Source organism: Sphingomonas cannabina, assembly GCF_021391395.1.
In the GTDB taxonomy this organism is placed as follows: Bacteria; Pseudomonadota; Alphaproteobacteria; order Sphingomonadales; family Sphingomonadaceae; genus Sphingomonas; species Sphingomonas cannabina.
The window spans coordinates 1,683,623-1,697,763 of sequence record NZ_CP090059.1 but is presented as its reverse complement, the minus strand read 5'-3'; the positions used below and the strand labels follow the sequence as shown (position 1 = coordinate 1,697,763).

At 66.9% G+C, this 14,141-nt stretch carries 14 protein-coding genes; all 14 read left to right on the top strand.

From position 1 onward, the window contains the following. Positions 1–15: 15 nt before the first annotated feature. A complete protein-coding gene (locus LZK98_RS08195) occupies positions 16–366 on the top strand; it encodes a capsid cement protein (RefSeq protein WP_233785935.1) in 351 nt (116 codons plus the stop codon). Between the two features lie 39 nt (positions 367–405). Next, positions 406–1,344 (top strand): hypothetical protein, encoded by a 939-nt coding sequence (locus LZK98_RS08190; RefSeq protein ID WP_233785933.1) that lies wholly within the window; start codon positions 406–408, stop codon positions 1,342–1,344. A gap of 481 nt (positions 1,345–1,825) precedes the next feature. After that, entirely contained in the window at positions 1,826–2,011 is a 186-nt protein-coding gene (locus tag LZK98_RS08185) for a hypothetical protein (RefSeq protein ID WP_233785932.1), read from the top strand. Next, positions 2,008–2,334 (top strand): hypothetical protein, encoded by a 327-nt coding sequence (locus LZK98_RS08180; RefSeq protein ID WP_233785930.1) that lies wholly within the window; start codon positions 2,008–2,010, stop codon positions 2,332–2,334. The genes LZK98_RS08185 and LZK98_RS08180 overlap by 4 nt, the downstream gene beginning before the upstream one ends. Continuing rightward, a complete protein-coding gene (locus tag LZK98_RS08175; RefSeq protein ID WP_233785929.1) occupies positions 2,334–2,612 on the top strand; it encodes a hypothetical protein in 279 nt (92 codons plus the stop codon). The genes LZK98_RS08180 and LZK98_RS08175 overlap by 1 nt, the downstream gene beginning before the upstream one ends. Then, positions 2,609–3,331 (top strand): DUF1320 domain-containing protein, encoded by a 723-nt coding sequence (locus LZK98_RS08170; RefSeq protein ID WP_233785927.1) that lies wholly within the window; start codon positions 2,609–2,611, stop codon positions 3,329–3,331. The genes LZK98_RS08175 and LZK98_RS08170 overlap by 4 nt, the downstream gene beginning before the upstream one ends. Before the next feature lies 1 nt (position 3,332). Beyond that, positions 3,333–3,839, top strand: coding sequence for a phage virion morphogenesis protein (locus LZK98_RS08165; protein ID WP_233785926.1), 507 nt, complete (start codon positions 3,333–3,335; stop codon positions 3,837–3,839). Further along, complete coding sequence (locus tag LZK98_RS08160; RefSeq protein ID WP_233785924.1) at positions 3,839–4,270, top strand: phage tail terminator protein; 432 nt, start codon at positions 3,839–3,841, stop codon at positions 4,268–4,270. The genes LZK98_RS08165 and LZK98_RS08160 overlap by 1 nt, the downstream gene beginning before the upstream one ends. Further along, entirely contained in the window at positions 4,270–4,548 is a 279-nt protein-coding gene (locus LZK98_RS08155) for a hypothetical protein (protein ID WP_233785922.1), read from the top strand. Before LZK98_RS08160 ends, LZK98_RS08155 begins: the two co-directional genes overlap by 1 nt. A 2-nt stretch (positions 4,549–4,550) precedes the next feature. Beyond that, a complete protein-coding gene (locus tag LZK98_RS08150; RefSeq protein ID WP_233785920.1) occupies positions 4,551–5,492 on the top strand; it encodes a hypothetical protein in 942 nt (313 codons plus the stop codon). 16 nt (positions 5,493–5,508) lie between these two features. Then, on the top strand, positions 5,509–5,973 hold the full coding sequence (locus tag LZK98_RS08145; RefSeq protein WP_233785918.1) for a histidine kinase: 465 nt from the start codon (positions 5,509–5,511) through the stop codon (positions 5,971–5,973). Next, the gene (locus LZK98_RS08140) at positions 5,925–6,326 is read left to right on the top strand and encodes a DUF1799 domain-containing protein (protein ID WP_233785916.1); all 402 of its coding nucleotides are present in this window, start codon (positions 5,925–5,927) and stop codon (positions 6,324–6,326) included. The genes LZK98_RS08145 and LZK98_RS08140 overlap by 49 nt, the downstream gene beginning before the upstream one ends. Continuing rightward, entirely contained in the window at positions 6,323–9,565 is a 3,243-nt protein-coding gene (locus LZK98_RS08135; protein WP_233785914.1) for a hypothetical protein, read from the top strand. Before LZK98_RS08140 ends, LZK98_RS08135 begins: the two co-directional genes overlap by 4 nt. 2 nt (positions 9,566–9,567) lie before the next feature. Beyond that, positions 9,568–14,136: a hypothetical protein gene (locus LZK98_RS08130; protein ID WP_233785913.1), complete on the top strand. Its 4,569-nt coding sequence runs from the start codon at positions 9,568–9,570 to the stop codon at positions 14,134–14,136. The last annotated feature ends 5 nt before the right edge of the window (positions 14,137–14,141 follow it).

Sequence of the window (14,141 nt, the reverse complement as noted above, 5' to 3'; positions counted from 1 at the left end):
CAGCAGGATAGACCGATGCAGCAGACCCCCATTCTCATTCTCACCGCTACCGCTTCGGCCGCGGTCGCCGCCCATCGTTTCGTCAACTTCGGTGGCGCCCACGCTGCGGCCGGAAAGGCCGCGTTCGGCGTCAGCGACTTCGACGCCGCCATCGGGGAAGAGTTCCCGGTCAAGGTGCTCGGCACCTCCAAGGTGGAGGTCAGCGAGGCCGTCGATCCCGGCGAGAACATCGAGGTCGGCGCCAACGGTATCGGCAAGGTCGCGACGACCGGTGCCGTGGTCGCGCGCGTCGTGCCGGGTGGCGGCACGTCCGGCGCCGGCATCGCCGAGGTGCTGTTGTTCCCGTCCACCGCCGCGCTCGTCTGACGGCCGGCCGCACAGTCCCCGTAGAAGGAACCTTCATCCATGATGTCCCCGAACCAGGCTCGCGTCGTCGATCCGATCCTTACCGGCCATGTCCGCGGCTACACCAACGCCGAGTTCATCGGTCATCTGCTCTTTCCGACCGTCGACATGCCGACCCGCGCCGCCAAGCGCATCGAGTTCGATCGCGCCAGCTTCCGTCGCCGCAAGACCAAGCGCGCGCCGGGCGCGACCATCGGCGAGATCGATTTCGGCTATGAGGGCAAGCCGGTTGCCCTCCACCAGCACGCGCTCGCGGCGAAGACGCCGATCGAGCATCAGGAAGAAGCCGAGAAGGTTCCCGAGATCGATCTGCTGCGCGAGAACGTCGACGTCGTGCTCGCCGTGATCGGGCTCGAGAAGGAAATCGCGCAGGCGGAGCTGGCGCGCAACGCTGCGCTCTACGCCGCCTCGAACAAGACCGCGCTGGCCGCGGGCGATCAGTGGGACAATCCGGACAGCGATCCCGGTATGCTGATCGGCGACGCCAAGGAGGTCATCCGCGCCCGCACGGGTCGCCGGGGGAACACCCTGGGGCTTCCCGGCTCGGTCGCGACCAAGCTCAAGAAGCACCCCAAGATCGTCGAGCAGTTCAAGTATACCAACTCCTCGACTGTCACGAACGAGATGCTGCGCGCCTATTTCGATGTCGATACGCTGGCGATCGGCGACGCGATCTACGACGACGACAATGGTCCCGTCGACATCTGGGGTCGCGACGTCATCCTCGCCTATGTGCCTCCGGCCGGTCAGCGCAACATGAAGTTGCCGGGCTACGGCTACACCTACCAGCTTCGCGGCCACCCCTTCGTCGAGCCCGCCTATTACGACAACAAGGTTCGGTCGTGGCTCAACAACGTGTTCGACGAATATTCGCCGGAGCTGGTCGGCCCGGACGCCGGCTTCCTCATCCAGAACGCGATTGCGGCTCCGGCCCCCTGACCCCTGACCCCTGATCCCGTCGACGCGGCGTAACGGCGTCGACGGTGCAGGAGCTGGGGTAGCGACGCCTTTCGGGCGCGGTGGCGCGCCCCAGCTCCGACCTTTCCGCCCGCTTGCGCCCGACTTGCAAGGAACCTGCAATGCCCTGGTATCTTGTTCACACGCCTCTGCGCGGCATCCGGCCAAAGCCGGTCCCGGCCGAGAGCACGATCGAGCTCGACGAGGACACCGCCGCACCCCTCCTGGCCGTGAAGGCTGTCTCGCTCATTCCTGGGCAGGTGGTCGCCGAAGGTGAGGCGGACGATCGCGGAGTGCCTTCGCCTCCGCCGCCTCCGCCGCCTCCGCCGCCTCCGCCGCCTCCGCCGCCTCCGCCGCCTCCGCCGCCTCCGCCGCCTCCGCCGCCTCCGGCTGGGTCGCAGGGCGGCAAGGGTGCCGGCAAGCCCAAGGCGCCCTCCGGTGCCAAGTCAAAGGCATCCTGACCATGATCTGCGCCCTTATCATCGCATGGCTGGCAATCGCCGCCCTTATCGCCATCGACCTGAAGGCTGACATAGGCGCTGCGGCGGCGATCGTTACGGCCATTTTCTGGCCAGCCATCGCCCTGCTCGCGGCTCTCTGGCTGGCCTTTGACGGCCTCGGCCGTCTGACTGCAAAGAGGGCGAAATGACGTCCGCTTTCTCCGGCTGGGCCATCCTCGAACTGATGGGCCATCGCCAGCGGCCCGGCTTCGTCGAAGAAGTCGAGATCGCGGGCGGCAAGATGCTGCGCGTCGACATCCATGGCGCCGATGGCGAGGTGGTGACCGAGTTATACGGCGTCGCCTCCGTCTATTCGCTTCGTCCGGTCAGTGAAGACATCGCCCGCCACGCGGCACGTCATGTCACGCTCCGTCCCCTTCGCCCGGTCGAATATCGTGATCGCCCGCAGCTCACCGGCCCGGCCGGCGAGGATGATCTCGACGATGACGATCAAGACGAGATGCCGTTCTGATGATCGTCGTTCGCGTGGAGCTATGGTCCGCGGTGACCGGCGACGTCACCGAGCTGGCGCGCATGACGCTCGACAATATCGGCGGCACCCAGCAGCTCGGCGACTACCGCGTCCGCACGCTTCGCGGCCGGTCGGCCGAGGCGCTGCAGCGGGCGATGCTGACTGGCGGAGTGCAGCGCGAGGGTAAGGTGCTCCGCCACCCGCGCCTGCGCGAGCACGTCTGGAACCTTGTCGCCAAAGCGCTGACCGGCCTCGGCTATGGCGGAGGCAGCAAGTGATCACCGCGCAGATCAAGCAGCCGGGCGAGACGCTGCAGCTCGTGCCGGCGTTCGACACGCGCGCGGATCTCGCCGAGCTGGTCGACATCGTCGCTATCGCGCGCGGCTTGGTCCCCGGCGCGGATCCGCTGAGCTACGAAGGGCTGCTCGTCGCCGGCCGGCTCAAAGTCGAGGTCTCGGGCGGCACGGACGGCGAGCGTTACCTCGTCACCGTCCGCGTGCGCGATACCGATGGCCAGATCCTCGAAAGCGAGATCGACCTCGTCGTCATCGACGGAAGCTGGCAGCTCCCCGACGGCGGCGCGCCGTATCTCTCGATCGCGGAATTCGTGAAGGCGGTCGGACTGGAGGAGGTGGTGCGCGCCACCGATCCCGATGGCTCCGGCCGAATCGATCGCGACATGGTGATCAAGGCGCTGACCTACGCCCAGGGGCTCGCCGACGCGCACCTCGCCGGCCGCTATGCTGTGCCGCTGGCGACGGTTCCGACCATCGTCGCGATGGCGATCACCGACATCGCGCGCGCCAGGCTGTATCCTGGCGGCGCGCCGGATGGCGTCGCCGGTGACGCCAAGCAGGCGATGCGGACGCTGGAGCGCATCCAGTCGGGCGCGCTGCCGCTCGGCGAAGCCGCGCCGCCGACGCCGGCCGTCAGCGACAATCCCGTCCTGATCGCGCCCGGCCGGCGCGCCTATCCTGACCTGCTGCAGGACTATTGACGTGAGCGAGCCGTTCCGCGTCGAGTTCCAGATCGAGGACGACCTCGATCTCGCGTTCCAGCGCGCGATCGACGCAGCACTCGATATGACGGCACCGATGCGCGACATCGCCGGCCACTTGGCCGACGCGGCGCGCGATCGTTTCGAGACCAGCACCGGGCCGGACGGCCGGCCATGGAAGCCGTCGGAGCGGGCGAAGGAAGAAGGCGGCAAGACGCTCGTCCTCTCCGGCGATCTCGTCAATTCGATCGTCGAGGATTGGGGACCGACCCATGCCGCGGCGGGGCCGGAGCGGTCGGGCGGCGCTGCCATCTATGCCCGCATTCACCAGTTCGGCGGGACCATCGTTCCGCGGGTCAAGCAGGCGCTGCACTTCGCCGGCAGGATCCTGGCGAAGGTGGTGATCCCGGCGCGTCCGTATCTCGGCTGGACCGCCGCCGACACCGACTACGCCATCGGGTCGATCAGCGAGCACCTGGCGCGGGCATTCCGTGGGAGTGCGACCTGATGCACCTGGCTCTTTCCCCTGTGGTCGAGCAGCTCAAGCAGGGCGGCTATCGCAACGTCGAGGGCCTGCTGGAGTTCGCGGATCTGCGCGAAGCGCCGCGGGCAATGCCGTACCTGGCCGTCGTGCCGATCAGCGAGGACGCCGAGGGCAACAAGCTCTCCGGCCGCCGCGACCAGCTCGTGTACGCCGGCCTGTCGATCATGATCGTCCTCGATGCGTCGCGCCGCCACACCGCCGGCATCGCCGAGGACGTCAAGACCGAGACCGACCGCGTGAAGGACATCGTGGTCGGCTGGACCCATCCGGAGGCGTCGCGCCCGTTCGATTACCGCGGCGGGCGCCTCGTCCAGCGCCTGTCTTCCGCTGGCGGAAGCGCAGTCGTGTGGGAGGTCAGGGTTATGGCCCCGTATCATTTGAGAAAGGCAAGCTGATGGCCAAGCGGCCCTCCACCATCGTCACCGAGCAGCGCTCGACCCAGGCGGAGCCGACGCAGCCCCGTCCGGTCGACCACAACGGCTACCAGCTCGACGAGCATGGCCTGCCGCTGGTCGGCCCTGCCCGTCGTCGCGTGCTGGAGAAACTGCGCGCCGCCGATCCCGAGCGGTTTCCCGACGATTGGGACGGCGTGTCCCTTCCGCCCGAGCGCAGCGCCCCGATCGATGATGATGGTGGCGCCGATCGCGTGCCTGCCGAGATCGAAGGAGCCTGACGATGGTCGATTGGTCCCCAATTCTGCTTGCCAAGAAAGAGCTGGTCTACGCGCAGGACGCGGCGCCGACCGCGGAGGCGAATGCATTCCTGACGCGCAATTTCCAGCGTCAGCCGATCGTCACCGATCGCTTGGAGCGCAACCTCGACCGCCCGGTGCGCGGCGGTTCGCCCGACGCGGCGACGAACGCGCGCCAGACCTACAGCTTCGAGGTCGAGATGGCCGGATCCGGCGCAGCGGGCACCGCTGCGCCATGGATGGAGCTGCATGAGGCGTGCGGAATGCTTGCCCCCGTGCTGACGGCCGGCGCGACTGCCATACAGAAGTTCGCGCCGATCGGCGTGGCGCTGTCATCGCTCACCTCCCATTCGTACATCGGTACTGAGCTGGCGAAGAGCCTCGGCGCCCGCGGCACGTTCGGCTGGAACATCACGGCCGGCAGCTATCCGTTCTGGAATTACGAGTTCACCGGCTTGCTGCCGCCGCCCGGCAGCGAGATCGCCGACGCCGTGCCGGGCGAGCCAGATCTTGACCGGTGGATCGACCCGCTCGAAGTCAACACCGCCAATACCGAGTTCACGCTCGACGGCTTTGCCCTCGTGATGCAGTCGTTCACGGGGGCGGTGAACGCGGAGATCGCCACCCGCAATCTCGTCGGCGCCAACTACATCCGCCGCGGCAACCACGCGATCACCGGGCAGATTGTCGGCGTAGCGACGACGATAACGGCCAAGAACTACTACGCGTCGCTCAGGAGCGGTGCGCAGACGGTGCTCGCGTTCACGCACGGCATCGTCGCCGGCAACATCGTCGGCCTCGACATGGCCCATGTTCAGATCACCGCGATCACCGTCAGCAATGACGGCGGTGAGATGATGGTGACCATCTCCTACCGCGCGAACGTCGGCACCACGAACGACGATCTCATCATCACCGTCAAGTAATCGGAGCCCGCGCCCAATGGCTTACAAGGTCGTCAAGAACCCTCGCGTCTGGTTCCCCGTTAAGTGGGACGGACTGGCCGAGGACGGAACCATCGTCGTCAACGCGATCGAGATGCGCTTTCGGCTGCTCAAGGTCGACGAAGCGGTCGAGTTCATGCGTGATGTCTTCGCCGCCCAGGCCGCGGTTGTGGAAGCCGAGCGCGGCGATGCGGCGGAAAAGGCCGACCTCGCGCAGATCCACGCCGAGCTGATCGCCCGCATCGCCAGCGACTGGCGCCATATCGAGTTCGAGAATGGTGAGCCGATGCGCTGGGATGTGCCCGACGACTGGCTGACGGATCTGGACGGCAAGGGCAAGCGCAAGCCGCTCAAGGCTCCCAACGTGCGGATGTTCTTCAATGAGCCCGGCACCTTCCTCGCCGCCTTCAATGCGTGGCGCGACGCGCAGAACGCCAAGGGCGAGATCCGCGCGGGAAACTGAAAGCCGTCGCGCGGGAGTGGGCCACCGATCGCGGCGGCGGGGAAAAGCCCGACCAGCCCGACGCGCTTACCGCCAAAGCGGCGGAGGCGCTGGCCCGGATCGCCGAGCGCCGCGGACGTGCACTTGCGGACACGGTGATCGAGATTGCCGAGGAGGATGAGGACGTGGTGCGGCTGTTCCGTGCGTTGACGACGCAGTGGCGGGTGCATCCGTTCACCGGACACCGGATCGGCATTGATTTCGCCGCCGTCCCCGCCGTCGCCGCCATGCTGGAGATCGCCGTTACCCCGGCCGTGTTCACCGGCCTGCGCATCATGGAGGGCGCGGCGTTGCTCGCGCTGGCGCGCAAGTGAGCGATCTCGTCCTCGGCGTCCGCGTCAATGCGGACGGCTCCGGCTTCGTCGGCCAGGTCCGGCAGATGGCCGGCGCCAATCAGGAATTCACCGGATCCGCGCACGCGGCCGGCGCCGCTGCCCAGCAGATGGGCCAGGGTGCCGGAGCTGCGACGGCGAGCGCCCGCGCGCTCGCCGCGGCCGAGACATCGGTCGGTGCCGCCGCCGAAGAGCTGGCGCGCGACCAGCGCCAAGCCGCGCAGGCCACCCAGGCGGCCACCGCCGCGACCATTGCGCATACCCGTGCATCCAACGACAACGTCCGCTCAGCCGGCCAGGTGAAGGCGGGTTGGTTCGGGGTAACTCAGAACCTGCAGGACGTGGGTGTCCAGCTCAGCATGGGCACCGACCTGATGCGCGTCATGGCGCTGCAGGGCGGACAGCTTGCCACGGCGATCGACCAGATCGGCCCTGGCGGCGCTGCCGGCGCCGCGGCCCGGTTCTTCATGGGGCCGTGGGGAACGGCGCTGTTCTTCGCGGGCGCCGTTCTCGAACCCGTAATCGCCAACCTGTTCAAGCAGGACGATGCGCAGAAGCAGGTCACGCTCGGGTCCAATGCGCTCGCCGACGCGCAGGGCGTGCTCGGCGACATGTTCGATCTGCAGACGGGCAAGATCAAGAACAACACCGAGGCGCTGCTGCTGAACGCCCGCGCGAAGGCGATCAACCTTCGCGCCGAGGCGGCGTCGCTGGAAAAGTCGTCGACCAGCACGTTCCAGAACGTCGGTTCGCCCGGCACGGCGATGACGGCGCTGGGTATTGGCGCCATCATCGCTGGCGCAGGCTCCACCGAGATCGGCGCCGGCCTGCTGACCGGGAACCGCTCGGCCCGCGCCCTCGGCCGCGCCGCGCGTGCGGCCGACCGGCTGAGTGGAGAAGATCGGACGCGTGCGTTCGACCAGTTGCTGCGGATGAGCGAGGGAGTCGACTTCGCGGGATCCGGCATCAGCAAACAGCAGTTTCAGCAGGCGATTATCGACAACGCGACTGCGCGCGCGAATACCGAGATCGCGACGCTGATCGACCAGTCGCTCGATGACGGCAAGCTCGCCGACGGGCTCAAGCGCAGTTCGAAGGCGAAGAAGCCGCCCAAGCCCAAATCCACCGCTGCGCTGGAGGAGTTCGGCCGCGATGCCGCCGACCGCATCGCCGACATCCTCGATCGGTTCGACGACACGCCCCCGGCTCAGCGCCAAGCCAACCAGGCGCTCCGCCAGCTCGACGACCTCATGGAGGATCTGGAACGGCGCAAGCCGCCCGGCTTCGAGAAGACGATCGAGCAGGCGAAGGAGGCCAAGGTTGCGGTCATGGATGGCCTCAACCGGCCGTTCGACGACTATCTCGAAGCGCAGGGTCAGCAGCTCCAGATCCAGCGGCTCGTCAACGCCGGCCGCGTCGACGAAGCGGAGGCGCTGCGCGCAACGATCGCAATCGAGCGTCAGCGCGGGCCGCTGAGCGAGGCGCAGAAGCGCACGATCCTCGAAACGGTGCAGGGTATCCGTCTCCAGCAGCGGGAAACGGAGAAGCTGCAGCGTCAGCAGCAGATGTACCTCGGCACGCTCGGCGACATCCGCTCGACGATCGAGGACACGATCTATCGCGGCCCAAATTCGCTGGCCGAAGTGCCCGCGCGCCTGTTCGACAGCTTCAAGCAGCTCTCAGCGAAGGACATCACCGAACGGCTGTTCGGGCCGATCTTCGACAAGCTGGAGGATCAGATCCTCGGCCTTGATCCGATGACGAATGCGGCGAAGGCGGCAGCGGCAGATATCACGGATCTTGGCGCCGCCGCGCGTTCCGCCGCCGCCGCGCTGCGCGGTGAGGAACCGGACATCGTCGTCACCGGCAAGCGGGAGAAGTCAAACCGCAACACTCCCGAGGGGCTGTTCGGCGACGCGATCGGCGGCATCCTCAAGAAAATCGGTCTAGACGACGAGAAGGCCGACAAGATCGGCAAGGCCGCGGGCAAGGGACTCAAGGGCGCGTTCGAGGGCCAGGCCGCCTCCGGGTTCCTCGGAATGCTGGGCATCAAGCAGTCGAACACCGGCGCGGCGATCGGCGGTGCCATCGGCTCGGCGCTCCCGATCCCCGGTGGCAGCATCATCGGCGGCCTTCTTGGCGGCACGATCGGCGCGCTGTTCGGGCCGAAGCCGAAACCAGGCGGCGTGACGATCGGCGCCGTCGATGGCGAGGCTGTTCAGACGGGTACGAGCGGCAGCAATTCCAAGCTGATCAGCCAGTCGGGGAGCTTGGGCGACGCGGTCTCCAACGGGCTCAACCAGATCGTCGATCGCCTCGGTGCCACGCTCGGCAATTTTTCCGTGTCGATCGGCATGTATAAGGACGACTATCGCGTCAACGAGAACGGCCGCCCGCTCGGCGGTGTGAAGGGCTCGCGCGCAGTCGGCTTCGACAATGCCGACGACGCGATCAGCTATGCGATCAGCCGGGCGATTGCGCAGGGCGCGGTGCAAGGGCTTTCCCCTGCCGTTGCAAAGGCCCTGAAATCCTCCTCGGACGTCAACAAGGCGCTGGAGGAAGCGCTCAAGGTCGCCGACCTGGAGAAGTTGCTCGGCGGTCTCGGCGGGCAGCTCGCCCAGATCTTCAAGGATTTCGACGCGCAGGCGTCGGAGCGCGTCGACCTGGCGAAGAAGTACGGCCTGGATCTGCTGGCGGTCGAGAAGCTTAACGCCGAGCAGCGCGTCGATCTGGTCAATCAGACGCTTAAGTCCCGCATCGGCTCACTCACCGATCTGCTCGACAACCTGACCTATGGCGACCTGTTCGAGGGTACCGCGAGCGAGCGGCGGACGCAGATCCTGGCCGAGATCGACGATGCGATGGCCGATGCTCGAGCCGGGGTTGACGGCGCTGCCGATCGCCTTGCCGAGCTGGAGCGCCTGCTCGTCGATACGTCGAAGGAGGCGTTCGGCACGGCTGGCCCGGAATACACCGGCGACCGCAGCTCGGCGACCGACAATATCCAAGAGATCATCAAGCTTGAGCAGGATCGCATCGCGGAGGCGGCGGGGATCAGCAAGGCGCAGCTTGACCAGATCATGGCCGGAAACACGCTGACCAACGGCACCAACGACCTGCTGGCGCGCGCCAATACCGAGCTTTCCGGGATCCGCGACGCGCTTGAGCGCCTTGGTGCCGGTGGCGTCCTCGGCCCCGATCTCTCGCTCACGGCTCGCTGACCATGGCGCGAACGTTCCTCATCGAGGCCCAGCCCTGGTCGGCGACGACAGGCGCCGTCGTACCCGTCCGCCTCGCTGGCGGCGGATCGCGCGGCTATACGCATCGGGGGCATGACGACTGGATTGCCGGTGTCGTTGGCGAACCGCTCGCCACCTCGCTGATCGGCTTCGATCAGACCGGGTTCACCGGAGGCGCGATCCCCACCACCACCGCCATCGCGTTCGCGCCGTCGAGTCGCGACAAGATCGATTGGCTACGCACCTTGGTGTGGGCAGGCACCGCGATCACCATCTATGTCGGCGACGATGCTCTCGCCGCCCCGGTGTGGACGGTCGACCTCGCCGGCACCGTTGCCGGCATGACGATCGCCGGGAACACGATGTCGCTGACGATCAGCGATCTTTCAGGCGATCTCGCGAAGCCTGTGCTTGTCGATCACTTCACCGGCGACGGCGGGGTCGAGGGCATCCCCGAGGCGAAGGATCGGATCAAGCGGCGGAGCTGGGGACGATGCTGGAACGTCGAGGCGCGGATCCTCGACAAAGCCAACAACATCTATGAGGTCGGCGATCCGGCACGGCCTCTACAGGGCATCACCGCGTTGAAAGACAAGGCCCGCGAAGGGCCGATCGTGGTGCTGGAGTGGGCCGGGAGTATCGCGGCGACGTTCGCGGCGCTCCAGGCCGCTCAAGCGCCAGCCGGTGGCGGCGTCGTCGCCCCGTCGATCGCGTGCGTGAAATGGTGGACTCAGGCGCCCGGCCCACTCACCGCGGACCTGCTCGGCGAGGTCGGTGGCGGTTATGTCGACACCGCGGCGCAGATCGCCGAGCGGATCGTCGCCGCGAAATCGACGCTGACGATCGCCAATGTCGCGGAGGCCGCTGGGTGGCGGCCGGATCCGGCCGGTCTCCATGTCGACAGCGACGGCGAGACCGCGGCGGCGGCGCTCGACCGGCTACTGCTGCGCACCTCGCTGATGTGGAATCTTGATCCAGCCGGCGTGATCCAACTCGGGCAGTTGAGCTGGGTGCCAGAGGGCGATCCGATCGACGCGTACCGCACCGATCGTGAGGCAGTCTACAAGCCGATCACCTCGGTCATGCTCGGGTATCAGCACAACCATCGGCTACATACCGATGCCGAACTGTCCGCGGTGTTTCAGGCGTCGGATGGCTCCTATGCCGATGGCACGCCGATCGAGGATCTGAAGCCGGCGACGCCGGGCGCTACAGCAGGTGCGCCTTCGGGCACGACGGTTGGGGGCACGATCAATCCCGATACGGGCGAGGTCGAAGGTGGCGTGCCGGCCGACGACATCGCCGAGCTGCCGCCGCGGGTGCAGACGATCGAAGACGACGTCGCCACGGTGAAGGGCAATATTGCCGAGCTGTTCGATGTGTTCGGCGATAGCGAGTCCGCCTCGGCCTCTGCCGCGATTGCCCAGCAGGCGCGCGATCAGGCGCAAGCGGCGCTCGCCGGCTCTGAGGACGCTCGCGATATCTCGATCGCGAAGGCCCAGGAGGCGGGGATCAAGGCCGCCGCTGCCGATGCCTCGGCCACCCTCGCTGGGGCGCGTGCAACCGATTCGGGCAACTCAGCCGACGCCGCCGCCACATCGGCCCAAGCTGCGCACACCGACGCGACCAACAGCGGCACCAACGCTGCGGCGGCGCTCGCCAGTCAGGTGTCGGCAACGGCGGTGGCCCGCGGGTTGCTACCCAGCGACTTCCTCTCGGACGGCAAGTTCTGGTTCGAGGGCTATCAAGGCGATCCCGCCAGCCTGCCGTCCATCGCTCAAGATGCGCGCGTCACCTTTCCGGCCATCGCCGGCATCGGGAAAGTGCTGCAAGTTAAGCCGAGTCTGCTCGGCGCCACCTATTACGACGCCGGCCAGCTCGGCGTCACCAAGCTCGTGCCGGGGCGCCGCTATCGTGTGAGCGTCGACTACCGGGCCACGGTACTTGGCGACAATCCTCGGATCGACGCGTGGGCAATCTACCTCAGTTCCAGCTACGCCTATGTGAATAGCCCGTCGACGTCGCGAACGGTTCCGGCCGCCAACACGCGCGAAACCGTCGTGATCGAGATTGCCGGGTCGACGGCGATTGCGGCCGGCGCCGTTTACCTCCGCGGCATGGCGCGGATGTACGGGAGCGGAACCTACCAACTGATCGCCGTTGTCGTCGAGGACATCACTGAGAGTGCTGCCGCGGCAGGCTCGGCCACGGCCGCCCAGGGTTTCTCCGCCAGTGCCGCGGCGAGCGACACCGCCGCGGGGCAGAAGGCGAGCGTCGCGACCGAGCAGGCGGGGATCGCCACCACGAAGGCAGGACAGGCCGGCGCGAGCCAGCAGGCAGCGGCGATCAGCGAGACCAACGCCGCTGGTTCCTCCGCCGCTGCCGCCGCTTCGCAACAACTCACCGCGAACGCCTACAGAAGTACGGTCCTGGTCGGCGGCAATCAGCAGTTCGACAATGGCACCGACGGGTGGACGAACGACCCCGCGCCGAACACCGTGATGCCCGCGGGCCAGTGGGTGTTCAACGCCTCCTATGGCGGGCGCACCAACGTCATCTCTACCGCCAGCGCTTCCGGTCGAAATATCTGGAGCATCAAGACCTACCCGATCACGGCGGGCCGCAAGTACAAGCTGAGGGGAAGCTTTCACGTCGGCACCGGCGCGGCGGCCAGAATGTACATGGGCGTCCAGTGCTACGACGCCAACGGGAACACGGTCGGCTCGAACGTCGGCTACATGTACATCCTGGTCGGTGGCTCGATCTATCCGTCCGGCAGTGGCTGGGTCGACGTCGAGAGCGCCGTCTATCCGGCATCCAGCTTCAACGCCGGGACCGCCTATGTCCGCCTGATCTGCTGGGCGAACTACGACAACGGCGCGGTTGTCACGGCGCTCGATTACCTGACCTTCGAGGACGTGACCGGCGCGGCCGACGCCGAAACGCAGGCGGCGATCTCGACCAATCAGGCCGCCATCGCCACGAACGCGGCCGCCGCGGCGCAGACGAGCGCAGTCGTGTCGGCGAGCGTCAACTCGAACGCGATCAATCCGAACGGGACCTTTTCCGACTATCCGAGCGCCGCTGTCGGTGCGCCTCCGGGAAATTGGAGCACCGGAACTGGCTTCGGCGGGATGCAGCGGGTCGTTGGCGAGAACGGCATCGGTTACGCGCTCCGCCTTCCCGGCAACGCCGGCGGCGACAGCTACATCTATTCCGCCAGTTTGAACGGATCGGTTCGGACGGGTGACTGGTTCGTGGTCGAGGCCGATGTCAGGCTCGTGTCGGGCACGCTTACCGGGGCGGCAGCGCTTTTTCAGGTGCTCGACAGTAGCGGCAACACAATCCAAAATCTCTCCCTCAACATCGGCGCCAAGTACGGCGCCGGAGTGGCGGGGCAGACGTACCGTGCTCGGCAGCTTTTCCAGGTCACTGCTGCGAACGCGTCGAAGTCATATACCTACGCCATGTCGCATTGGGCGGGAGCGGGATCGAACGCTACGGCCAACGTCATCGACTGGTATCGCTGCCTTGTTCGGCCGGCGACCGATCAGGAGATCGCATCCAAACAGGCGACCTCGGATATCGCCTCGCTGAATGCCACCGTCACCCAGAACGTCGGCGCAATCGCCGACATCAATGGCTCGGCCGCGTTCCTGGAGCAGATTGTTGCGGCTGGCGACGGCAATCCCGCGATCTTCCGCTTGCTCGCCGGAAAGGACGGCAGCGCGCTGTGGTTGATGGGCGACCGCATCATTGTCGGAAACCGGATCACTGGTCAGTGGGTCGAGGTCGCCCGGTTCGAGGATGGTGTCGCCAAGCTCAACAATGCGCTAATCCGCAACCTGTCAGTGTTCCCGAACGCCACGGCCACGTTGGGTTTTCCGGTGGCCCTGGACCCCAAGATTTTCCTGGCCAACGATGGGCAGGTGGTCAGTTATGGCGGGTCGATCGGCGCGCCCGCGGCGCGGATCGAGCCCGACTTGTCGGGTATCGCGGTCCCCGCCGGCTCCTCGCTCGACGTGCGCGCCCTGTCGTCGACCGCCAACGGGTTCACCGCCCGCGCGAAGATCATCGGCTCGCCGACCTATGCCAACCAGGCCGCCACGGGCGGCACCAACGTTGGCGGGACGCCGGCATGGCAAATGGACAAGCCGACCGCTGCGGACGCCTACAACGGGCTCTATCAGGTCAGCGCCACGGGCACGCTGACGCGGACCAGCTACTACCGAGACGACACCAACTCTTGGGTCGGCATCTATTCCGGCTCGATGAGCTTCTACGTCAACAACGGCAGCGGCTTCGTGTTCGTCGGCGCCGTCGATGGCGGCGGCGAGTTCTATTACCCGACGGTCCCCCCGGCCACGATCCCGAACACGGCGTTCAACCACACTTTCCAATACAACGGCGCGATCGGCTCTCACGGCGGGAAAGAGTTCGGCGTCGACGGGCCGATCACCGCATTCAGCCGGGTCGCATACACGACGCTGTCGGCCGCGACCGAGACACCGATCACCCAGAACATCCCGTTCAAAGTCTACCCATCTCGTTGAGGAGG